Origin of the sequence: Pseudomonas sp. UYIF39 (assembly GCF_029963765.1) — a bacterium.
Classification (GTDB): domain Bacteria; phylum Pseudomonadota; class Gammaproteobacteria; order Pseudomonadales; family Pseudomonadaceae; genus Aquipseudomonas.
The window spans coordinates 101,269-122,517 of record NZ_JALBYU010000017.1 but is presented as its reverse complement, the minus strand read 5'-3'; the positions used below and the strand labels follow the sequence as shown (position 1 = coordinate 122,517).

Genomic DNA, 21,249 nt, shown 5'->3' with positions numbered 1-21,249 from the left:
AGGGTTTTAGCGCTATATGCCCCTTGCTGTCAGGTAAGTTTCACGTGTTTTCACTTACGACCCTCCAACTTCCGCCAATCGGCATCAGTTTCCTTAAGCAGTGCTTCCAGCTCTTTCCATTTCTTCTCTTTGTATAACTCCAGGGCTTTACTCCCCGGAGCAAGCCAGTGCCCCGGCTTGTATTCAACGGCATCGCGGTACATGGTTATGCTGCCTTAGAGCGGCTGGCCTTCACTTTCTTGCGGACATATGTCGGAGCTTTCTCAGCAACGTAAGTAACTGCCTTGCCGGTGAACCAGATCTGCTGTGTGAACTTGCCATGTTCGGTTGTGAAGCCTGTGATTCGGCAATAACCATTATCTACAGCCTTGGCAGTGGGCAATGGGTTAACGACGTACTGGTCAGCACGGAGCCAGCCGATGTCTTTCATCCAGTGCTTGATTTCTTTCTGATTCAAGTTCAACTGAGTACAAAATTTCTGGAAGCCGATCAGGCCTCTGGAGTCTGCAATCTTGTGGTAAACCTCTACCTTGGGTGCGTCTTCAGCAATCTTCACACCCTGGACTTCAACTTGATGCGTGAGCACCAATCGCTGTTCTTCCAGCTCACCAGCCAATCGCAATGCAGCAGCGAACGTGGTTGGTACAACGAACTGAGGTTTGGCCACCTCGGCTTCCAGCTCTCTCCAGCGGTCGATCACCTTGGCTCGCAACGGAACGCTATAGCCTGTCAGTAGGATGTCCGTCTCCCGGCGAGGGAGCTTGAAGCACGGAAGCGACTTATTTTGTTCGCTAAAATAGGAGGCTCCAAATCTGGAGGCTCCCCCCTCATTCAAATCTTCCAGCATCTTCTCGATGTCACGCATGACGTGGGCGTGTTGCTTACCTGTCAATTTGTGAATCTCTACGCTGCTCATCGTCAAGCCGTCGCCCTGTGGAGTTTCAGCCGTGGGCACTAACGACAACTGTACCGGGGTGGGAGCTGCCTGAACTCCCGCAAATGCAGGGATTTCGACAGTGTGGTCCCCGAAACCTGTCACCACCTTCTCTACTGAGTACGCCGGTACACCAAAGTACTTACGCACACCCTTGATTTCCTTTTCCTTCAGCTTGTGAGCAATCTTCTCGAAGTCGTTCAGGGTTAGCTTGAACTCGGCGTACTGCCGGGAGCCGCTACCATTATTGTAAAAGGACTCTTGCAAGTCCAACTCACCGTTCTCGACCATCTTGCGAAGCATGGACATTACGTTGCCATGTTGCCGTCCAGACTTCTTGGCGAACGTGCGGGTGGTCATTACTTTCTCTGGCTTATTTACTGCTCGTGTGGTTTTAAACATATATCTTGTTGCCCTCCCTGGGCATATAAAGGCGCCCGCCTAGCAGGCGCCGATTTTGGTTATGCTGCGTTCTCTTGATCTTCGAAGTACTTCTGCATTGCTGCTTGATATTCCGCCATCTGTTCTTCTTCACGCTCAGCCCGGTAAGCCGCGTACTTCGGAAGTCGCTCACGCAAATCATCTGCGTGGAAGTACAAGTCTTTACCGTTGTCGAGGATGGCCACGAACTCTTCGTCGGTGAGGAAGTCACGGTAGGTGCGGTAGACCCATTCGCGGTAATGGAGGGCGGGGGTAGTGCGACAGCGTTATCAGTAGGGGCGGGGGGCAGGTGGTAGAATTGCAAGGGTGTACATGCTCACATATTCCAACTACATGAGCATGTAACCCCGGTGCAAAGCCTATAGGAGCTATATGATTAAAGCTCAATGCGTTGTAATGCTTCCGCCATGGCTTTCAATGGACTTCGGCTGCCATAGATGCTGAAAGTCACCGCAGCGTCCTCGTGTCCGGCTATCCGCTTGATCAGCGAATCCTGCACCCCGGCATCTCGCAGTTCGTCGATGAGCGTGTGCCGGAAACTATGGAAGGTCTTCCTCGGGTCGGTGATGCCATGCTTCGTCTTATACCGACCGAACCACTTCGATGGTGCGTGACCCAGCTTGCCCCGCACCGCATCCAGTTCAGGGAATAGGCGATCTGCTCCGGTGGTCTTCACTGCCTCGACGTGCAGCAATAACCCCAGTTCGATCAGGCCAGAGTGCAAAGGCAGTACGCGTCGGCTGCTGGAGTTCTTCAGGTTCTGGCCTTCACGGCTGTCGTCAATGCGGAGGCACGGGATGCCTTGTTGTTCGATGAAGTCATCCACACGTAATTGGCACAGTTCTTCTAATCGTGCACCAGTTGCTCGTCCCAGTAGGGGCAACCAATAGCGCCATGGATGTTTTCGGGCTTCCACCTTGAGTGCAGCCAGATCCAGTAGGGTGGTCAGGTCGTGTCGATCAAAGGATAGGCGTGCCTCCTTGGCCGACCCCGTCATCACCTTCATGCCCACGAGCGGATTGTCTGCAACATATCCGTTTGTCTTGCACCAAGTCAGGAAGGCCGAGAGCTTGCGTAGGCGGTTGTTCACGGTAACGGCGGTGATGGTCTTGTAAGTGGCCCCTGACTCAACGACCTGCTTCAGTGTTTTGCCTGCGAACTCTGGACGTAAGCCAAAGTACTGTGGGCAACGACTCAGCCGTTCTTTCAGCAGTCTGGCCTGTTGTACGTCGAACGCTACGACGGGCATATCACCCATCAGCTCGAACAGATCACGCAGGGCTCGTTCCACCTCGAACGTGCTGACCTCTCGCCAAGTGCCGCCTCGTTTTCCTTCTTCTATATAGAGCTTGGACAAACTGGCGAGTGTAGGGCTGTCAACGTGGCGCTTCACGGTAACCGCTTGTGCTGTTCTTGGAGCAGGCTGGATGGTTGGCGATGGGGCAGAGTCTCGCCATTCCGAGCACAGCTTACGTAGCGTCTGAAGGTCTGCTAGAGGGTGTTCGTTCAGGTGGCGGTGGACCTGCTGGGCGAGTGAGGCTGCAAGGAATAGGGCGTTCTGCCGCTGCCGAATGTTCAGGCTCAAACGCAAAGTGTGACACCTAGGGAAGAGGTGCTTGGGCAGCTTGAGATTGAGGTAGTACAGCGCTCCGCGCTTGATGAGGTAGGCCATGGGTGTGACACCAAAGTGTTACAGCAAAGTGTGACAGTGCTGACTACACCCCGTTTCCTGACTGCCCGTGCAACAGGTTCGCACGGTAGATATCTCGCAACCCAACTAGCCTGAACCCCCTGCCCCATAAGGCCCGCAACGATTGCCGAGCATGCTGGCATGCCACCTGGTCAGATCCGGAAGGAAGCAGCCACAGCGGGAACATTGTGTGCCGGGGTGTGGCTGGTGGGGTTGCCTCCATAACGCACCGCGAGTCCTCTCTCGCGTTATCCGTCAAAAAATACATTCTTGTTGCTCTGCCACGGATCTTGTCCAGGGCGGTGTTTTTTCGTTTCCGGTTTTCGGAGCGAACACATAAAAGGAGGCCGAGCTGTCGAATGCGACAACTCGGCCTCTTTTTTTATTTCTGGCTCTAAGGCTTGGACAAGGCCTGGTCAACCGCTGCAATCAGCTTTCCCAGATCCTTCGGGGTGGCTTTGTGGATGACGCCGAACAGATACGCCCGCTGTTCATCTTCATCGCCCAAATCTGCGAAAAAGGCTTTCAGCTTTACGTCCAGCACGTCGGCAAGCAGGAACAAGGCCTCAACGCTGGGGGGTATAGGTTCCGGTTTCAAAGCGGCTGATGGTTTTGGGGTCAAAACCGGTTTTTTCGCCGAGTTCAGCCTGAGTAAGCCCAGCGACCTTGCGGTAGCGCCGAATGGCCGCACCCAAACTTGAAATTTGCATCGCTTAATTCCCATTTAGAATCAAGAACTTAACGATAGATTTTTGCATTAGACAACTGCATGATCCATCACCTTGCTTTGCAAAATGTGATGCGTTTCGTAGAATCGCCGCTAAAAATGGGTATTCGGGGCCTTTAAGGTTAGTTGGTTTCTGCTTTTAGGAGGCCATCAAACACTGTTCATGGAGTGATATCGTGTTGCTGCGCATTACCTATAAAAACATCTCTTCCGGGCATCCTGCACGGGTCGAGCGGTACCACCGCTAACCACAGCGAGCCTGACTCATGGATGAGAAATACCGCAGGGCCGTGGATGCTGCCGCGATTTTTTCCGAGACCGATCTGAGCGGCCGGATCACCCACGTCAACGATCAGTTCTGTGCTGTCTCCGGCTATAGCCGCGAAGAACTGCTCGGACAGAACCATCGTCTCCTCAACTCGGGTCTGCATTCCGCCGATTTCTTCGCGGCCATGTGGCGCACCATCGCCTTGGGCCAGGTTTGGAAAGGCGAGATTTGTAATCGCGCCAAGGACGGCAGCCTGTATTGGGTTGACAGCACCATGGTGCCGGTGCTCGATGACGCTACCGGGCGGGTTGACCGTTATCTTTCGATTCGTTTCGACATCAGCGAAAAACACCAATTGCTGCATTCACTGCAATGGCGGGTGGGGCATGACGTGCTGACCGGGCTGCCGAATCGCGCGTTCCTCTCGGATTTGCTGGATCAGGCGCTGGAGTTTTCCCGTCACGAAAACATCCCGCTGGCGGTGTGCATGCTCGACCTCGACGGCTTCAAAGCGGTCAACGATGGTTACGGGCATGCCAGTGGCGATCTGCTGTTGGTTGAGGTGGCCAAGCGTTTGCGAACCATTGTTCGCGGCGAAGATGTGGTGGCGCGGTTGGCCGGTGACGAGTTTGTGCTGGTGTTGCGTTACGTGCGTGATCTGCCGGAACTGCGCGCGGCGTTGAACCGCGTGCTCGGCGCCATTTCGGCGCCGTACTCGCTGCATGGCAAGGGCGTCAATGTGTTTGCCAGTATCGGCGTCACCCTGTTCCCCGACGACAATGAAGATGCCGAAACCCTGTTGCGTCATGCCGATCAGGCCATGTACGTGGCGAAACAACGCGGTCGCAATCGCTTTCATTTGTTCGACGTGTCCCGGGTTCAGGAGGTCAAGACCACTCACCAGACGGTCGAGCGAGTGCGCCAGGCGCTGGCTGGCGGTGAGTTGCGTGTGCATTTCCAGCCCAAGGTGAACATGCGTCGTGGCGAGGTTGTCGGCTTCGAGGCGTTGTTACGGTGGGAGCATCCGCAACACGGCATGATGCCGGCCCGGAAGTTTTTGCCGCTGGTGGAAGAAACGGACCTGATCATCGATATTGGTGAGTGGGTAATGGATCAGGTCCTATCGCAGTTGCACCATTGGCAGCAAGTGGGGCAGGGCTGGCCAGTCAGCATTAATATTGCTGCACGACATTTCCAGCGCGCGGATTTTTTCGACCGGCTCAAACACGTGCTCGCCCGGCATGCCCAGGTGGCTCCGCAGATGCTCGATCTGGAAATCGTCGAGTCGGTGGCGATTGAGAATATTCAGCATGTCAGCGCCTGCTTACAGGCCTGTCAGGCGCTGGGGGTGCAGTTTTCACTGGGGGACTTCGGCACCGGTTATTCGTCTCTGAGCTACCTCAAGCGTTTGCAAACCCAAACCATCAAGATCGACAAGTCGTTCGTGCGCGACATCGTTAATGATCGTGATGATCTGGCCCTGACCATGGCAGTCATTGGCCTGGCTCGGGCCTTTGGCCGGCAGGTGATCGCCGAAGGGCTGGAAAGTATCGAGCACGGTGAATTGCTGCTGCGCCTTGGCTGCGAAGTTGCTCAAGGCTATTTTATTGCCCGGCCGATGCCGCCCGCAGAAGTGCCGGGCTGGGTCGAGGGTTTTGTAGCGCCGCGGCAATGGCAGGTGCTGGAGCAGGCAGGTCAAGGCTTGCCATTGGGCGCCTTGAGTGGCTTGCCACCAATGTAGAGCCGGATAATGTCGTCGATTTCCCCGGACATTTTCATTCGCACCAAGGTGCGCAAAATACGCTGCACGGGCACCTTGGGATCGTTGCGCACATAACAACCGACACTCTGTTCCTGCAAAACCGCCTCGCCTTGCAGTTGCCGGCCAGGCAGCAGGCGCTGATTGAACCAATCCAGCGTCCATTGATTGCTCACGGCGTAGTGATAGCGTCCGGCCAGCAGTTTTTCCAGCACCTGCTCCTGGTTGCGCGCGTCTTCACGATGCAGTCGGTCGGCGTCAAACAGCGGTTGCAGGGTCGGGTAGCTGTAGCCGAGTACCGTACCGATGGATTGTCGCGGCAAGTTTGCAGGTACAACCGAGGGCAGCGGATCTGACCGGCTGATCAGCATGTCGCGCTGAAACCAAAGTGGAATGCTCCAGATGTAGTCCCCGGACTGATTCGGCTGCCAGGACTGCGCCGCATAGCAGCGGATATCGACTTCGCCGTGCTCCATGGCGTTTTGCACTCGCGTGCGAGGCAGCACGTGAAATTCGGCCGGCACGCCAACCTGGGTCGCGAGGCTGACCATCACGTCGTGCAGGATGCCTTGGGTGGGGTGGCCGCGGTCCAGTTGTACCATCGGCATCGCCCAACTGTCGGGCACCACAAAGCGCAGCGGCGCCTCGGCGCCAGCGACATTCAGGCTGATCAACAGCAGTGCCCCCAAGGCCAGCCGCATAAACGCTCCGGTACTTATAAAACCCGAGCCGATAAAAGCCCCCAAAGACCATCTTAGCCAGATTAGACGAGCGCACCGGATGCAATTTTGGCCTTGCTCCGCTAGCATTAGCCGCTTGTGTTCCTTCGTTGCGACGGTTTTCGATGAGTTATCAGGTTCTTGCACGTAAATGGCGTCCGCGCTCGTTCCGCGAAATGGTCGGCCAGACCCATGTGCTCAAGGCTCTGATCAATGCCTTGGACAGCCAACGGCTGCACCACGCCTATCTGTTTACCGGTACCCGCGGGGTCGGCAAGACCACCATCGCGCGGATCATCGCCAAATGCCTGAACTGTGAAACAGGTATCACTTCAACGCCTTGCGGCGAGTGCTCGGTGTGCCGCGAGATCGATGAGGGCCGCTTCGTCGACCTGATCGAGATCGACGCCGCGAGCCGGACCAAGGTCGAAGACACCCGCGAACTGCTCGACAACGTGCAGTACGCGCCGAGCCGCGGGCGCTTCAAGGTCTACCTGATCGACGAAGTGCACATGCTCTCCAGCCATTCCTTCAATGCGCTGTTGAAAACCCTTGAAGAGCCGCCGCCCTACGTCAAGTTCATCCTGGCGACGACCGATCCGCAGAAACTTCCTGCAACCATTCTTTCGCGGTGCCTGCAGTTCTCTCTGAAGAACATGACACCGGAGCGTGTGGTCGAGCATTTGACCCACGTGCTGGGCGTCGAGAACGTGCCGTTCGAAGACGATGCGCTGTGGCTGCTGGGCCGTGCTGCCGACGGTTCGATGCGCGACGCCATGAGCCTGACCGACCAGGCCATCGCCTTCGGTGAAGGCAAGGTCATGGCCGCCGACGTACGGGCGATGCTCGGCACGCTCGATCACGGTCAGGTCTACGACGTGCTGCATTCGCTGATTGAAGGCGACGCCAAGGCCCTGCTCGAAGCCGTCCGTCATTTGGCTGAACAAGGCCCAGACTGGAACGGCGTGCTCTCGGAAATTCTCAACGTGCTACACCGTGTCGCCATCGCCCAGGCCCTGCCTGAAGGCGTCGACAACGGTCATGGCGACCGTGATCGGGTGCTGGCGCTGGCCCAGGCCTTGCCGGCAGAAGATGTGCAGTTCTATTACCAGATGGGCCTGATCGGTCGCCGCGACTTGCCGCTGGCACCGGACCCGCGCGGTGGCTTCGAAATGGTCCTGCTGCGAATGCTCGCGTTCCGGCCGGCAGACACCGAGGACGTCCCGAGGCAACCGCTAAAGCCAGTGGGGATCAGCCAGGCCACAGTTGATTCCGTAAATTCAGTGGCTGCCGTGCCGGTTGTGGCACCGGTAGTCACTGCGGCAGTTGCACCTGTCGCGCCTGCGCCTGAACCCGTCGCGGCGGCGGTTCCTGCTCCAGCGCCTGAACCGGTTGCGCCCGTTGTCGTGGCCGAGCCTGTGGTTGAGCTTGTCGCGGTCGAGGCGGTGGTCGACTTGCCGTGGAATGACCCGGTCGAGCCCGAACCCGTCCAGCAACCCGCCGTCGAGCCGGTCCTGGAAACCGCCAGCGAACAACCCGATCTGCCGCCCATGCCGTTGCCGACGCCTGACAGCGCGGTGCCGGACGCACCGGAGTGGGCCGCTGCGCCGATTCCGGAGCCGTCGGTAGCCGACGTCGATGCCGCGACGCCGGGCATGGACCTGGACGACGAGCCGCCGTTGGACGAGGACTACATCGAGCCGGACATCGAATCGGCCTACAGTTACCTCGATGAACTGGCCAGCGAACACACCGCCGAGCCAGCGCCGGAAGCCGAGCCTGAACCGGCCGCCATGCCGGCCACCGGGCTGGCGCTGCAATGGCTGGAGTTGTTCCCGAAACTGCCGATCTCCGGCATGACCGGCAGCATCGCCGCCAACTGCACGCTGATCTCCGTCGAGGGTGACCACTGGCTGATGCACCTGGACCCGGCCCACAGCGCGCTGTTCAACTCGACTCAACAGCGTCGGCTGAACGATGCGTTGAACCAGTTTCACGGGCGTACGCTGACCCTGAGCATGGAGCTGATCAAGCCCGAGCAGGAAACCCCGGCCCAGGCTGCGTCCCGCCGCCGTGCGAACCGTCAGCGCGAGGCCGAAGAGTCGATTCACGGTGATCCGTTCATCCAGCAAATGATGCAGCAGTTCGGTGCGGTGGTCCGTAACGATACTATTGAACCTGTCGAGACCCTGGTTACTCAGGGCTAATAACTGAAGGCGGTCGGCCGAAAGGGCCGGGCGCTGTTTTTATCCAAGTACTTTTGAGGTGATTCCCATGATGAAAGGTGGCATGGCCGGCCTGATGAAGCAGGCACAGCAGATGCAGGAAAAAATGGCCAAGATGCAGGAAGAGCTGGCCAACGCCGAAGTCACCGGTAAAGCCGGTGGCGATATGGTCACCGTGGTGATGACCGGTCGTCACGACGTCAAGCGCGTGACCATCGATCCAAGCCTGGTCGAAGGCTTGAGCGAAGACGACAAAGAGATGCTGGAGGCTGTGTTCGCCGCCGCCGTCAACGATGCCGTGCGCAAGATCGAAGCCAACAGCCAGGACAAAATGTCCGGCATGACCGCTGGCATGCAACTGCCACCGGGTATGAAACTGCCATTCTGATTCGCCAAAGCGCGTCGGATGGGCTACAAAAAAATGCCAGGCATCGCGCCTGGCATTTTTGTTTGTGCCACACACTGATCGTTCCCACGCGTGGGAACGATCAGTAGAAACATCGAACGCGACACCTGCATAAAGGTCTGCTCCCTATACCGCCGAATTCATCGATCAAAAGGAGAAGCTCACATGCCACAAGCATTGACCCTCAACCAACGTATCGTCCTGGCGTCCCGCCCGGTAGGCGCGCCGACGCCGGAGAATTTCCGCCTGGAGCGCGTTGCGCTGCCGGACCTGGCCGACGGTCAGGTGCTGCTCAAGACCCTTTACCTGTCTCTTGATCCCTACATGCGCGGACGCATGAGCGACGCGCCGTCCTACGCCGCACCGGTTGAAATCGGCGAGGTGATGACCGGTGGCGCTGTCAGCCGGGTCGAGCGCTCGCTGAATCCGAAATTCCACGAAGGTGATTTGGTGGTCGGTTCTACCGGTTGGCAGAGCCACAGCCTCAGCGACGGCCACAACATCATTCCGGTGCCGTCCGGGCTGCCGAGTCCGTCAATGGCGTTGGGCGTGTTGGGCATGCCCGGCATGACTGCGTATATGGGCCTGATGGACATCGGCCAGCCGAAGGCCGGCGAAACCCTGGTGGTTGCGGCTGCATCTGGCGCCGTGGGTTCGGTGGTCGGTCAGGTGGCGAAGATCAAGGGCCTGCGCGTGGTCGGCGTGGCCGGTGGCGCGGACAAGTGTCGTTATGTGGTCGATGAGCTGGGTTTTGATGCCTGCATCGACCACAAGAGCCCGAACTTTGCCGATGAATTGGCCAAGGCGTGCTCCGAAGGTATCGACATCTATTACGAAAACGTCGGTGGCGAGGTGTTCGATGCCGTGCTGCCGTTGCTCAAGCCGAAGGCGCGAATTCCACTCTGCGGTCTGATCGCGTCCTACAACGCTCACGAAGCACCGACCGGCCCGGATCGTCTGCCGCAATTGCAACGCACGCTGCTGACCAAACGTGTGCGAATTCAGGGCTTCATCGTGTTCGACGACTACGGTGATCGTCAGCCGGAATTCGTCAGCGCCATGGCGCCGTGGGTGCGCGACGGTAAGGTGAAGTTCCGCGAAGACGTGGTCGATGGCCTGGAGCAGGCACCTGAAGCGTTCATCGGTCTGCTGGAAGGACGCAACTTCGGCAAACTGGTTGTGCGGGTCGCCCAGGACTGAGTAATTGACGCTAAACAGAGGCGCGGGTATAAACCGCGTCTCGTTGTTTTGTCGGACTTTCCCCCATGAGCTTCAGCCCTTTGATTCGCCAACTGATCGACGCCCTGCGAATTTTGCCAGGTGTGGGTCAGAAAACTGCCCAACGCATGGCGTTGCAGCTGCTCGAGCGTGATCGCAGCGGCGGCTCGCGATTGGCCCTGGCACTGAGCCAGGCCATGGAAGGGGTGGGGCACTGCCGGTTGTGTCGCACGCTGACCGAAGATGACCTCTGCCCGCAATGCGCCGATACCCGTCGCGACGACACCTTACTGTGCGTGGTGGAAGGGCCGATGGACGTCTACGCGGTGGAGCAGACCGGTTTCCGTGGTCGCTACTTCGTGCTCAAGGGACATCTGTCGCCACTTGACGGACTCGGGCCGGAAGCCATCGGTATTCCGCAACTGCTGGCGCGGATCGAAGAGGCGGGCACGTTCACTGAAGTCATTCTCGCGACCAACCCGACCGTGGAAGGTGAGGCGACGGCGCATTACATTGCTCAATTGCTCAGCAACAAAGGCTTGATCGCCTCGCGCATTGCCCACGGCGTGCCATTGGGCGGCGAACTGGAATTGGTGGATGGAGGGACGCTGGCGCATTCGTTTGCCGGGCGTAAGCCGATTACCTTGTAGTGTTTGGACCGAGGCCATCGCGAGCCTGCTAGCGAAGGCGTCGGTGAAGGCGCCGCCTTACTGTTCGCTCAACGCAAACTGCGTAAGGCAAAAGGTGGGAATCCCCATGTCTTCCAGACGCTGCGACCCGCCCAACTCTGGCAAATCAATGATCGCCGCCGCTTCATGAACCCGCGCGCCCATGCGTCGAATCAGGTTTGCCGCCGCAATCAGCGTCCCGCCCGTGGCGATCAGGTCATCGAACATCACCACCGAATCGCCCTCGCACAGGCTGTCGGCATGGACTTCGAGGAAGGCTTCGCCGTATTCGGTCGCATAACCCTCGGCCAGCACGTCGGCCGGCAGCTTGCCTTGCTTGCGGAACAGCACCAGCGGCTTGTTCAGCTGATAGGCCAGGACTGAACCGATCAGAAAACCACGCGCGTCCATCGCACCGATGTGGGTAAAGTCGGCCTCGACATAACGGTGGGCGAAGCTGTCCATCACCAGGCGCAGGGCCTTGGGCGACTGGAACAATGGGGTAATGTCGCGAAAGATCACGCCCGGCTTGGGAAAGTCGATCACAGGGCGGATGAGGGATTTGATGTCGAAGGAGTCGAAGGCCATAGTCGAAGAATCCTGGCAGGCTGCAAACGACGCAGTATACCGGCGGCTGAACCGTTTCGCTCAGCCGCCATCGCCGAAATCAGCCGTCTAGCGAACCGCCGGCCAGGGCGCAGAGCTGGATCGGGTCGAGGATATGGATTTCCTTGCCTTCAGCCGCAATCAGTTCGTTTTGCTGGAAGCGCGTGAACACCCGGGACACGGTTTCCACCGCCAGGCCCAGGTAATTGCCGATTTCGTTGCGCGACATGCTCAGGCGGAACTGGTTGGCCGAGAACCCCCGAGCGCGGAAACGGGCCGACAGGTTGACCAGGAACGTGGCGATGCGCTCGTCGGCGGTTTTCTTCGACAGCAGCAACATCATTTGCTGATCGTCGCGAATCTCGCGACTCATCACGCGCATCAACTGACGGCGCAGTTGCGGCAATTGCAGTGCCAGTTCGTCGAGGCGTTCGAAAGGGATTTCACACACCGATGTGGTTTCCATGGCTTGCGCCGAGACCGGGTGTTTTTCGGTGTCCATGCCTGAGAGGCCGACCAGTTCGCTCGGCAGGTGGAAACCGGTGAGTTGTTCTTCGCCGCCATCGCTCAGGCTGAAGGTCTTCAGGGCGCCCGAGCGCACTGCATAAACGGAATCGAAGGTGTCGCCCTGGCGGAACAGGAACTCACCCTTTTTCAGCGGGCGGCCACGTTTAACGATTTCGTCCAGCGCATCCATGTCTTCCAGATTCAAAGAAAGTGGCAAGCAGAGGGGGGCCAGGCTGCAATCCTTGCAATGGGCCTGACTATGAGCGCGCAGCTTTACTGGCTCGGACATTTCTTCAATCCTTGTGGGAAAAAACACACATAAGCCGTAAGGGTAACCCACGGGAGGACATTCAGGCACGCGGCGATTTTGTCGCAGGGTCGTAAAGTCAGCGATTCATAGACCGGCCAGTAGGGAATGGCTAGATCACCCGCGAAAACCGCTGGCGATTTTGCTGTTCCAGGTACGCGTCGAACACCATGCACACCGAACGCACCAGCAATCGTCCGGCGGGCAATACGGTGATGCGCTCGTTATCAAGTTTGATCAGTCCGTCGTCGGCCATTCTCTGCAATTGCGGCCAAAGTTCGCCGAAGTAGCCCTGAAAGTCGATGTTGAAGGCTTGTTCGATCTGCGCAAACTCCAGGCTGAAAGTGCAGATCAGTTGCTGGATGACAGCACGTCGCAGGCGGTCATCGGCGTTGCACAGCAGGCCACGGCTGGTGGCCAGCTGCGCGCTGGCCAGCGTGTTCTGATACTGATTCAGGTCGCTGCTGTTCTGGCAATACAAGTCGCCGATCTGGCTGATGGCTGACACGCCCAGGCCAATCAGGTCGCAATGACCGTGGGTGGTGTAGCCCTGGAAGTTGCGTTGCAGGGTCGATTCTTCCTGGGCAATCGCCAGTTCATCGTCGGGCAGCGCGAAGTGGTCCATGCCGATGTAGCGATAACCGGCCTTGGTCAACTGCTCGATGGTGCCCTGGAGCATTTCCAGTTTTTGCGCCGGTGTCGGCAGCTCGTCGCTGTTGATTCGCCGTTGCGGCATGAAGCGTTCCGGCAGGTGCGCGTAGTTGAACACCGAGAGGCGGTCCGGTTGCAGGTTGATCACTTCATCAACCGTGCGGGCGAAATTCTCGGGTGTCTGCCTCGGCAAGCCGTAGATCAGGTCAATGTTGATCGAGCGAAATTGCAGGGTGCGAGCGGCGTCGATCACCGCGCGGGTTTCTTCCAGGCTTTGCAGGCGATTGACTGCCCGTTGCACCGCCGGGTCGAGGTCTTGCAGGCCGATACTGACCCGGTTGAAACCCAGTTCACGGAGCAGGCCCATGGTCGCCCAGTCGGCTTCGCGAGGGTCGATTTCGATGCCGTAGTCGCCGGAATCGTCGTCCAGCAAGTTGAAGCTTTTACGCAGCTGGGCCATCAACTGGCGCAGTTCAACGTGACTGAGGAAGGTCGGGGTGCCGCCGCCGAAATGCAGTTGCTCGACTTTCTGCGCGGGGTCGAGGTGGCAGGCGATCAGCTGGATTTCCTGCTCAAGGCGCTGCAAATAAGGCAGGGCCCGGCCGCGATCCTTGGTGATGACTTTATTGCAGGCGCAGTAGTAGCAAACATTCGCGCAGAACGGCACGTGTACATACAGCGATAACGGGCGCAGGGCTTTACGGCTGTCGCGCAGGGCGTGGAACAGGTCAAACGTGCCGACCTGACTGTCGAATTGCACCGCGGTCGGGTAGGAGGTGTAGCGCGGTCCCGCCAGGTCGTAACGGCGGATCAGATCGGTGTCCCAACGAATGGCGTCGAGCATCATGCGGGCATTCCCCCGGATAGGCTGGCAGTGTCAGCGAGTCTAGGGGGAGGCGCGGTGGGGCATCTTGATTTGCGTCAAAGTTGGTCGGATGGGCCGCGTGAACCTGTAGCAGCTGCCGAAGGCTGCGTTCGAGGATGCAGTCCTCGCCAATACGGTGCACACGGTTGATCCGGGCATCTGTGGTGGATGTTTACGACGGCTTCGCCGCCGAACGCAGCCTTCGGCAGCTGCTACAGAGACACGCCGCCGATCTAATGGCCCATGAGCCAATGCTGATGCGGCCCCGGCAAAGTCCAGAGGCCGAACAGGATCACCAGCAGTCCGCCCGTCATCCGCACGCTACGTTTGCGCAACAACGCCGTGACCCGCTCAGCCGCCAACCCCGTGGCGAGTAACACCGGCCAGGTGCCGAGCCCGAACGCGAGCATCAGTAACGCACTGTCCAGCGCATTACCCTGACTCGCCGACCACAGCAGGGTGCTGTAAACCAGCCCGCACGGCAGCCAGCCCCAGAGCGCGCCCAGCAGTAGCGCGCGGGGGACGCTCGACACCGGCAGCAGTTTATTGGCAACGGGCTGGATGTGCCGCCACAGGCCGCGACCGAGGCTTTCGATGCGGGTCAGGCCGCTCCACCATCCGGCGAGGTACAGGCCCATGGCGACCAACAGCAATCCGGCGATGACGCGCATGAACATCGCTGCCGGGCTGTTGGCCACCGCCCACCCGGCCAGACCGATCAGCAGGCCGGCCGTTGCATAGCTGAGAATTCGCCCCAGGTTGTAGGCCAGCAGCAGTCGAAAACGACGGCTGCGTTGCTCCTTGGGAATCGCCAGGGTCAACGCGCCCATCAAGCCGCCGCACATGCCCAGGCAATGCCCGCCACCGAGCAGACCGAGAATCACCGCAGACACCAGCAGCGGCGCCAACTCAAGCATGGGGTGGCGCCTTGTCGTCCGGTTTGGCCGGATGACCGCTGGCTTCATCGACCGCGGCCTTGTGGTTCGGGTCCTGATCGTCGAACAGGATGCTGTGGGCCGGGCCGTCGAGGTCGTCGTACTGACCGCTGTCGACTGCCCAGAAGAAGATGTAAATAGCGATGGCCACGATCAGCAGCGCGGCCGGGATCATCACGTAGAGAGCTGGCATCTGGACTCCATGCCCGCGCGGCTCAGGCCGGCAGCGGACGGGTTTCTGGCGTGGCGCTGACCGCAGGCGTGTTTGGCATGCGAGTCAGGCGCAGGGCGTTCAGCACCACGGTCAACGAACTGATGGACATGCCGACCGCGGCCCATACCGGAGTGATCCAGCCGAGGGCGGCGAACGGCAACATGAGGCCATTGTACAGCCCGGCCCACAGCAGGTTCTCGATGATTACCCGGCGGGTGCGTCGAGCCAGGCTGAAGGCTTGTACCAGCGCATCGAGGCGGTTCGATAGCAATACCGCGTCGGCACTGGTTTTCGCCAGGTCGGTGGCCGAACCCATGGCGACGCTGATGTCGGCGGCGGCCAGCACGGGCACGTCGTTGACCCCGTCACCCAGCATCAACACCTTGCGGCCTTCCTTGTGCAGCTGTTGCAGCACCTGCAATTTATCGTCCGGACGCAAGCCGCCTCGGGCTTCATCGATGCCCAGTTCCGCAGCGACACTGGCGACCATCGGCGAGCTGTCGCCGGACAGCAGCAGCGTGCGCCAGCCGCGAGCCTTGCAGGCCGCGAGCAGGGCAGGTGCATCGGCACGCAGACGGTCGTCGAGAACAAACCATGCCAACGGTCCCTGGCTGTTACCGAGCAGCAACCATTGGCCGGCTTCGTCCGGCATTAACGGCACGGCTGCACCACTGAGTTCACAGACAAAACCCGGTTGGCCGATGCGCAGGCGTTGCTCACCGACCGACCCTTCGAGGCCAAGCCCCGGCGTGCTGTGGACTTCTTCGGCGGCCAGCGGCGCCCGGCCAAACGCGCGGGCGATCGGATGTTCAGAGCGGTTTTCCAGTGCAGCGGCGAGGCTCAGGCATTGATCGCTGTTGAGCGCGCCGAGCGGGCGGATCGAACGCAAGGCCAGGCGACCTTCCGTCAGCGTGCCGGTCTTGTCGAAAATCACCGTGTCGATCTGGTTCAGGCCTTCCAGCACATGGCCGCGAGTCAGCAGCAAGCCGAGTTTGTGCAGTGTGCCTGTGGCGGCGGTGAGGGCGGTCGGCGTGGCCAGGGACAGGGCGCACGGGCACGTCGCAACCAGCATCGCCAACACAATCCAGAAGGCCCGCGACGAATCCAGTTCCCACCAGGTCAGGCCGATAACGGCAGCGGCAATCAGCGACAGCAGCAGGAACCACTGCGCGGCGCGGTCGGCCATTTCCGCCAGCCGCGGCTTCTCGGCCTGAGCACGGTCCAGCAGGCGGACGATGGCGGACAGTCGGGTGTCTTGACCCAGTGCCAGGACTTCCACGGTCAGCGCACCTTCGACGTTCAGGGTGCCAGCGGTGACGGCATCGCCCGGCGTGCGCGGTTGCGGCAGGTATTCGCCGGTGAGGAGGGATTCGTCGATGCTCGACTGGCCGTCGAGGATCTTGCCGTCAGCCGGGAGGATCGCGCCTGGGTGCACCAGCACCTGATCGCCGACGCGCAGTTCGCTGAGCAGGATCCGCTCGCTCTGGCCGTCGGCACTCAGGCGCAGACACGAGGCGGGCAATAGATTGACCAATTGCGCCGTGGCGGCGGCGGTGCGTTCCCGGGCGCGACGTTCGAGATAACGCCCGGCCAGCAGGAACAGTGCGAACATGCCGACCGCATCGAAATACAGTTCACCGACGCCGGTGATCGAGGTCCAGATCCCGGCGATGTAGGCGCTGCCAATGGCCAGCGACACCGAAACGTCCATGGTCAGGTGGCGGGTGCGCAAGTCGCGCATGGCGCCTTTGAAGAATGGTGCACAGCTGTAGAACACGATCGGGGTGGTGAGGAACAGCGCGACCCAGCGCAGGATGGTGTGCAGCTCGGGACTGAGATCGATGTTGAATTCCGGCCAGGTGGCCATGGTCGCCATCATCGCCTGGAACCACAGCAGCCCGGCCACGCCGAGTTGGCGCAGGGCCAGACGGTTTTCGCTGGCCAGTTGTTCGCTGGCGCGGTCGGCCTGATAGGGGTGCGCGGCGTAACCGATATGGCGCAATTCGCTGAGTACCTGGCTCAGCGGCAGTTGCGCATCGGCCCAGCGCACATGCAGGCGATGGTTGGACAGGTTCAGGCGTGCTTCGGCCACCGCCGGCAAGCCGCGCAAGTGTTTCTCGATCAGCCAGCCGCAGGCGGCGCAACTGATGCCTTCCATCAACAGGGTGGTTTCGGCGAGGTCGCCTTCGTGGCGGACGAAGGGGGCTTGCACGTCGGCGCGGTCGTACAGCGCCAGTTCATCCACCAACTGCACCGGCAGCGCTTCGGGGTTGGCCGATGACTCGCTGCGATGCTGGTAATAGGTTTCCAGTCCACCGGCCACAATGGCTTCGGCCACGGCCTGACAACCCGGGCAGCAGAACTCGCGGGTTTCACCGAGGACGGCAGCGGTGAAGCGGCTGCCGGCCGGGACGGGCAGGGCGCAGTGGTAGCAGGGGAGTGGAGTGGTCATGAGGTGAAGTCTATATCGTCCGGAAGGGCCTCATCGCGAGCAAGCTCGCTCCCACAGGGTTTTGTGAACGCCACAAATCCAATGTGGGAGCGAGCTTGCTCGCGATGCGCGAAGCGCAGGCTTTTACTTCTTCAGGTCTTCGGCGCCTTGCAGCGGTTCATCACCCAGCAGCAGATCCTTGTCATGGCTGACCTGTTCTTCTTCGAACATGCGCCAGGTCTTGTCATCCTGTACGCCCAGCAGTTCTACAAAGCGACGACCATCGACCTTGTCGTTCAACTGGCCAATGTAGCGGCCCTGTTCGGTTTCGCTGCGTGCCAGGGTGATCTTGCGATCTTTCTCCGGCTGGGTCGGCGAGATCAGGTTCAGCTCCAGGGTTTTCGGTTGGCTGTTGCCGCTCAGGCGCAGGTCGACTTCACCGGTCACGTCGTCCAGATGAACGCTGGCGCGCAGCAGCAGGGTCTGCGCCAGCAACTCACGGTCGAGGGAGCGGTTGATGCCTTTGCCGGCCTCGTAATAGTTGTCGTTGACCAGGTTGTCCGGGTTATTCACCGCGATCGTCACCATGGACAAGGTCAGGGTCACTGAACACGCCAGAATGGCGATGATGATCCATGGCCAAAGATGCTTGTACCAAGGGCTTGCGGCATTTGCTGCGGGCATGATCACTTCTCTCAACGAATTTGTGGGCCGATGAACCGGCTCTTGGCTTCAACGTGGATGCTGTCGTCGTCGGCATCCTTGAGGATGAATTTCACCTCGTTGGTGCTCGATGGCAGTTTCTCCGGTGCGCTGGACAGTTCGACCGGTTGGCTGAAAATCTCCCCGGCGGCGACCTTGATCTCGCGCTTGCCTTGCAGCTTGAGGTCCGGCAGGCCAGCGGCTTCGAGCACGTAGGTGTGGTCGCGTTGGTCTTTGTTCATGATCTTCAGGCTGTAGACGTTTTCGATCCGGCCTTCGGCGTTCTCGCGGTACAGCACGCGGTCCTTGCTGACGTCGAAACCGACCAGCGAACGCATGAAGAATGCGGTCATCAGCAAGGCGATCATCGCCAGCAGCACCGTGGCATAGCCGATCAGACGCGGGCGCAGTTTATTGGTTTTTTGCCCGGACAGGTTGTGCTCGGTGGTGTAGCTGATCAGGCCGCGTGGGTAGTCCATCTTGTCCATGATGCTGTCGCAGGCATCGATGCAGGCCGCACAGCCGATGCATTCGACTTGCAGGCCGTCGCGGATGTCGATACCGGTCGGGCAGACCTGGACGCACATGGTGCAGTCGATGCAGTCACCCAGGCCCATGGCCTTGTAGTCGGCGCCTTTCTTGCGCGGGCCGCGGCCTTCGCCACGACGCGGGTCGTAGGAAACGATCAGTGTGTCTTTGTCGAACATCACGCTCTGGAAGCGCGCGTACGGGCACATGTAAATGCACACCTGCTCGCGCAACCAGCCGGCATTGCCGTAGGTGGCGAGGGTGAAGAAGCCGACCCAGAAATACGACCAGCCGTCGGCTTCGCCGGTGAAGAAGTCGATGGTCAGCTCGCGGATCGGCGAAAAGTAACCCACGAAGGTCATGCCGGTGATGAAGCCGATCAACAACCACATTGTGTGTTTGCTGAATTTACGCAGGAATTTGTTGGCGCTCATGGGCGCTTTGTCGAGCTTGATGCGCTGGTTGCGGTCGCCTTCGGTGACCTTCTCGCACCACATGAAAATCCAGGTCCAGACACTCTGTGGGCAGGTATAGCCGCACCAGACCCGCCCGGCGTACACGGTAATGAAGAACAGGCCGAAGGCGCTGACGATCAGGATCCCCGAGAGCAGGATGAAGTCCTGAGGCCAGAAGGTTGCGCCAAAGATGAAGAATTTGCGTTCCGGCAGGTTCCACCAGACGGCCTGATGGCCGCCCCAGCTCAGCCAGACCGTACCGAAATACAGCAGAAACAGCCCGGCACCGCCCATCATCCGCAGATTGCGGAACAGGCCGGTGAAGGCGCGGGTGTAGATTTTTTCTCGAGAGGCGTAGAGGTCGACGCTGTTGTTCGCGTTCTTGGCAGGGGTGACGTCGTGTACCGGAATCTGATTGCTCATCATTGCATCCCACGGCAGTGGAAAAATGCCTCGGTCAGTACGTGCCGACCGCGGTCAAAAAGAGGTGTTGCAGTGGCGTAATGATACGCCTGTCGCTCTAGGTCAAGGGTGCGACCTTTGGTCGCGTTGGGGAAAAAACCTGAATGGTGTAGCAAATGTAACAAATCGTGATGCAGATCAATTGACTTGTTCAGTATGGACGGTTTTTCGCGTCCTGCCTTTCATACACTATCCGCCTGTTTCGGCGAGCCGGAGGGCATGCTGGCGATTCAATGACTGTTATGAGTTTGTTGTTTTAATCTTCGTATTATTGTTGGAGTGCTTATATAAGTGCGCGTATGGGTGTTTCTGCAGGTGCGTTAATTGTTGATTGGAGATATGGTTAATTAATTGTCGGCTATTGGTTGTTTGTGTGTGTTCGAGGGCTGTTGTATTTTCATGTTCAGGCAAGTTGCCTGTCGCTCTATTATTAATGTTAGATGGAAATGGAATTCTATGAGTTTATCAAATTCTGGCAGTTTGCTGGCGTGTCTGGCCTTTGCTGTCATGACGCCTTTTGCGCATTCGGCACCAACAACTGTATCTCCGATGGATATAGTGTTTACCTCCGATCCGCAGTATCCATGGACTGAGAAAACCGATGCCGGTGAAACCCAGACCGACTCGTATCGGGATTCGCGCTCTAAGTGGCGCTTGTGCCGAAGAGCTATCACCTGAGGGACTCACTTGACTGGCTGGAACAGGATCTGAAGGCCGCTCGGGAAAGAGGCCAGATCATTATCCTGAATATGCATAAGCCCAGGTGGGATGGCAGTGCTAAGCAATTGAGTCGCTTCAGTAAGATGATCAAGGATTACAAGGTGACTGCGGTGTTTGCCGGGCACTTCCACTGGTTTAGTGGCCAATATAAAAGCGTCTCCAGCGAGTTTGGTGACGTGCCATTGTTCCTGAGTGGGGCGGCTTCGCAACGGACGTATCTGATTGCGAGCTTCTCCAAGGAAAGGGACGAGTTGAAGATCTACCGCGTGACGGGCAATAACTGGCCTAGTCGACAGCTTGAGGCAACTATTGCGGTCCAGCGCTAAGTCGAACCGATCGTGAAATGAAAACGGCCCCGCCAGTGTTATTGGCAGGGTCGTTAGGTGTTGCAGTCAAGCGTTTGCCTACTGGGCATCCGTTACCGGCGCTTTCTCACCGTGAGAGAGGCTGTAGACGTAAGCGGCGCTGGCGTGCCTTTGCCTTCCGGACCGTGGCATACCGCGCAGTTGGAAGTAACCCACGAAGGTCACGAAGGCGTTCAACAGCCAAATCGTGTGTTTGCTGAATTTGCGCAGAAACTTGTTGGTGCTCTTGGGCGCACAGGATTTCAACCTTCGTGTGCGTAGTTGGCTGCGATGCAATATTTAATAAGTCCGAGTTAACTGATGGTGAAGTTGTTTCGGCTTTTTTTGTAGGGTTGAAATATGATTATTTAATCTGATTTAAGTGCATCTTTGAAGTTTTTTGTTTTTTCAAATATGTTGTTGTTCCGCGATATTGATATCGCTTGGATATGTCTAATTTAAGTGGA

General features: G+C 58.8%; 19 protein-coding genes and 1 pseudogene. 6 read left to right on the top strand and 14 right to left on the bottom strand.

All coding sequences use genetic code 11. The features are described from left to right. Positions 1-50: 50 nt before the first annotated feature. From MO767_RS21440 to MO767_RS21420, 5 genes and pseudogenes are all read right to left on the bottom strand, one after another. Positions 51-203, bottom strand: coding sequence for a hypothetical protein (locus MO767_RS21440; protein ID WP_282482127.1), 153 nt, complete (start codon positions 201-203; stop codon positions 51-53). Positions 204-205: 2 nt separating this feature from the next. Next, the gene (locus MO767_RS21435) at positions 206-1,294 is read right to left on the bottom strand and encodes a Rha family transcriptional regulator (protein ID WP_282482126.1); all 1,089 of its coding nucleotides are present in this window, start codon (positions 1,292-1,294) and stop codon (positions 206-208) included. Between the two features lie 101 nt (positions 1,295-1,395). Further along, positions 1,396-1,560 (bottom strand): hypothetical protein, encoded by a 165-nt coding sequence (locus MO767_RS21430; RefSeq protein WP_282482125.1) that lies wholly within the window; start codon positions 1,558-1,560, stop codon positions 1,396-1,398. Between the two features lie 191 nt (positions 1,561-1,751). Continuing rightward, a complete protein-coding gene (locus MO767_RS21425; protein ID WP_282482124.1) occupies positions 1,752-3,047 on the bottom strand; it encodes a site-specific integrase in 1,296 nt (431 codons plus the stop codon). A gap of 412 nt (positions 3,048-3,459) precedes the next feature. Then, positions 3,460-3,775, bottom strand: a pseudogene (locus MO767_RS21420) (helix-turn-helix transcriptional regulator). Between the two features lie 283 nt (positions 3,776-4,058). Between MO767_RS21420 and MO767_RS21415 the strand changes: the two are divergent. Next, positions 4,059-5,801, top strand: coding sequence for a GGDEF and EAL domain-containing protein (locus tag MO767_RS21415; RefSeq protein ID WP_282482123.1), 1,743 nt, complete (start codon positions 4,059-4,061; stop codon positions 5,799-5,801). On the opposite strand, the gene MO767_RS21410 is transcribed toward MO767_RS21415, so the two are convergent. Beyond that, complete coding sequence (locus MO767_RS21410) at positions 5,756-6,520, bottom strand: transporter substrate-binding domain-containing protein (protein WP_282482122.1); 765 nt, start codon at positions 6,518-6,520, stop codon at positions 5,756-5,758. The genes MO767_RS21415 and MO767_RS21410 overlap by 46 nt on opposite strands. Before the next feature lie 143 nt (positions 6,521-6,663). Here MO767_RS21410 and dnaX point away from each other — a divergent pair, with 143 nt between their 5' ends. The 4 genes from dnaX to recR all read left to right on the top strand — a co-directional run bounded on the left by dnaX (position 6,664) and on the right by recR (position 11,037). Next, positions 6,664-8,745, top strand: coding sequence for a DNA polymerase III subunit gamma/tau (dnaX, locus tag MO767_RS21405; protein WP_282482121.1), 2,082 nt, complete (start codon positions 6,664-6,666; stop codon positions 8,743-8,745). Positions 8,746-8,812: 67 nt separating this feature from the next. Further along, positions 8,813-9,151: a YbaB/EbfC family nucleoid-associated protein gene (locus tag MO767_RS21400; protein WP_008028561.1), complete on the top strand. Its 339-nt coding sequence runs from the start codon at positions 8,813-8,815 to the stop codon at positions 9,149-9,151. A gap of 183 nt (positions 9,152-9,334) precedes the next feature. Continuing rightward, on the top strand, positions 9,335-10,369 hold the full coding sequence (locus tag MO767_RS21395; protein WP_282482120.1) for an NADP-dependent oxidoreductase: 1,035 nt from the start codon (positions 9,335-9,337) through the stop codon (positions 10,367-10,369). 65 nt (positions 10,370-10,434) lie between these two features. Next, entirely contained in the window at positions 10,435-11,037 is a 603-nt protein-coding gene (gene recR, locus MO767_RS21390) for a recombination mediator RecR (RefSeq protein WP_064676559.1), read from the top strand. 57 nt (positions 11,038-11,094) lie between these two features. Here the strand turns inward: recR and MO767_RS21385 are convergent, their stop codons facing one another. The 8 genes from MO767_RS21385 to ccoG form a co-directional block, all read right to left on the bottom strand. Continuing rightward, a complete protein-coding gene (locus tag MO767_RS21385) occupies positions 11,095-11,643 on the bottom strand; it encodes an adenine phosphoribosyltransferase (RefSeq protein WP_282482119.1) in 549 nt (182 codons plus the stop codon). A gap of 79 nt (positions 11,644-11,722) precedes the next feature. Next, positions 11,723-12,457 carry a fumarate/nitrate reduction transcriptional regulator Fnr gene (gene fnr / locus MO767_RS21380; RefSeq protein WP_046047868.1) on the bottom strand — a complete coding sequence of 245 codons (735 nt, stop codon included), beginning with the start codon at positions 12,455-12,457 and terminating at the stop codon, positions 11,723-11,725. A 130-nt stretch (positions 12,458-12,587) separates the two neighbouring features. After that, a complete protein-coding gene (gene hemN, locus MO767_RS21375) occupies positions 12,588-13,970 on the bottom strand; it encodes an oxygen-independent coproporphyrinogen III oxidase (RefSeq protein WP_282482136.1) in 1,383 nt (460 codons plus the stop codon). A gap of 254 nt (positions 13,971-14,224) precedes the next feature. Further along, the gene (locus tag MO767_RS21370; RefSeq protein WP_282482118.1) at positions 14,225-14,908 is read right to left on the bottom strand and encodes a sulfite exporter TauE/SafE family protein; all 684 of its coding nucleotides are present in this window, start codon (positions 14,906-14,908) and stop codon (positions 14,225-14,227) included. After that, positions 14,901-15,119 carry a cbb3-type cytochrome oxidase assembly protein CcoS gene (gene ccoS / locus MO767_RS21365; RefSeq protein ID WP_007905420.1) on the bottom strand — a complete coding sequence of 73 codons (219 nt, stop codon included), beginning with the start codon at positions 15,117-15,119 and terminating at the stop codon, positions 14,901-14,903. Before ccoS ends, MO767_RS21370 begins: the two co-directional genes overlap by 8 nt. A gap of 22 nt (positions 15,120-15,141) precedes the next feature. Next, complete coding sequence (locus tag MO767_RS21360) at positions 15,142-17,592, bottom strand: heavy metal translocating P-type ATPase (RefSeq protein ID WP_282482117.1); 2,451 nt, start codon at positions 17,590-17,592, stop codon at positions 15,142-15,144. A 123-nt stretch (positions 17,593-17,715) separates the two neighbouring features. Continuing rightward, on the bottom strand, positions 17,716-18,255 hold the full coding sequence (locus MO767_RS21355; RefSeq protein WP_033055654.1) for a FixH family protein: 540 nt from the start codon (positions 18,253-18,255) through the stop codon (positions 17,716-17,718). An 11-nt stretch (positions 18,256-18,266) separates the two neighbouring features. Continuing rightward, the gene (gene ccoG / locus MO767_RS21350) at positions 18,267-19,679 is read right to left on the bottom strand and encodes a cytochrome c oxidase accessory protein CcoG (protein WP_282482116.1); all 1,413 of its coding nucleotides are present in this window, start codon (positions 19,677-19,679) and stop codon (positions 18,267-18,269) included. 695 nt (positions 19,680-20,374) lie between these two features. Between ccoG and MO767_RS21345 the strand changes: the two genes are divergently transcribed. Beyond that, complete coding sequence (locus tag MO767_RS21345; RefSeq protein WP_282482115.1) at positions 20,375-20,764, top strand: metallophosphoesterase; 390 nt, start codon at positions 20,375-20,377, stop codon at positions 20,762-20,764. The last annotated feature ends 485 nt before the right edge of the window (positions 20,765-21,249 follow it).

Bases quoted from the DNA above. Each gene is read 5' to 3' on its own strand.
- hemN (WP_282482136.1), bottom strand. From the start codon at position 13,970: ATGCTCGACGCCATTCGTTGGGACACCGATCTGATCCGCCGTTACGAC.
- ccoS (WP_007905420.1), bottom strand. From the start codon at position 15,119: ATGCCAGCTCTCTACGTGATGATCCCGGCCGCGCTGCTGATCGTGGCC.
- MO767_RS21385 (WP_282482119.1), bottom strand. From the start codon at position 11,643: ATGGCCTTCGACTCCTTCGACATCAAATCCCTCATCCGCCCTGTGATC.
- MO767_RS21425 (WP_282482124.1), bottom strand. From the start codon at position 3,047: ATGGCCTACCTCATCAAGCGCGGAGCGCTGTACTACCTCAATCTCAAG.
- MO767_RS21415 (WP_282482123.1), top strand. From the start codon at position 4,059: ATGGATGAGAAATACCGCAGGGCCGTGGATGCTGCCGCGATTTTTTCC.
- MO767_RS21400 (WP_008028561.1), top strand. From the start codon at position 8,813: ATGATGAAAGGTGGCATGGCCGGCCTGATGAAGCAGGCACAGCAGATG.
- MO767_RS21355 (WP_033055654.1), bottom strand. From the start codon at position 18,255: ATGCCCGCAGCAAATGCCGCAAGCCCTTGGTACAAGCATCTTTGGCCA.
- MO767_RS21410 (WP_282482122.1), bottom strand. From the start codon at position 6,520: ATGCGGCTGGCCTTGGGGGCACTGCTGTTGATCAGCCTGAATGTCGCT.
- fnr (WP_046047868.1), bottom strand. From the start codon at position 12,457: ATGTCCGAGCCAGTAAAGCTGCGCGCTCATAGTCAGGCCCATTGCAAG.
- recR (WP_064676559.1), top strand. From the start codon at position 10,435: ATGAGCTTCAGCCCTTTGATTCGCCAACTGATCGACGCCCTGCGAATT.
- dnaX (WP_282482121.1), top strand. From the start codon at position 6,664: ATGAGTTATCAGGTTCTTGCACGTAAATGGCGTCCGCGCTCGTTCCGC.
- MO767_RS21370 (WP_282482118.1), bottom strand. From the start codon at position 14,908: ATGCTTGAGTTGGCGCCGCTGCTGGTGTCTGCGGTGATTCTCGGTCTG.
- ccoG (WP_282482116.1), bottom strand. From the start codon at position 19,679: ATGAGCAATCAGATTCCGGTACACGACGTCACCCCTGCCAAGAACGCG.
- MO767_RS21435 (WP_282482126.1), bottom strand. From the start codon at position 1,294: ATGACCACCCGCACGTTCGCCAAGAAGTCTGGACGGCAACATGGCAAC.
- MO767_RS21360 (WP_282482117.1), bottom strand. From the start codon at position 17,592: ATGACCACTCCACTCCCCTGCTACCACTGCGCCCTGCCCGTCCCGGCC.
- MO767_RS21395 (WP_282482120.1), top strand. From the start codon at position 9,335: ATGCCACAAGCATTGACCCTCAACCAACGTATCGTCCTGGCGTCCCGC.
- MO767_RS21440 (WP_282482127.1), bottom strand. From the start codon at position 203: ATGTACCGCGATGCCGTTGAATACAAGCCGGGGCACTGGCTTGCTCCG.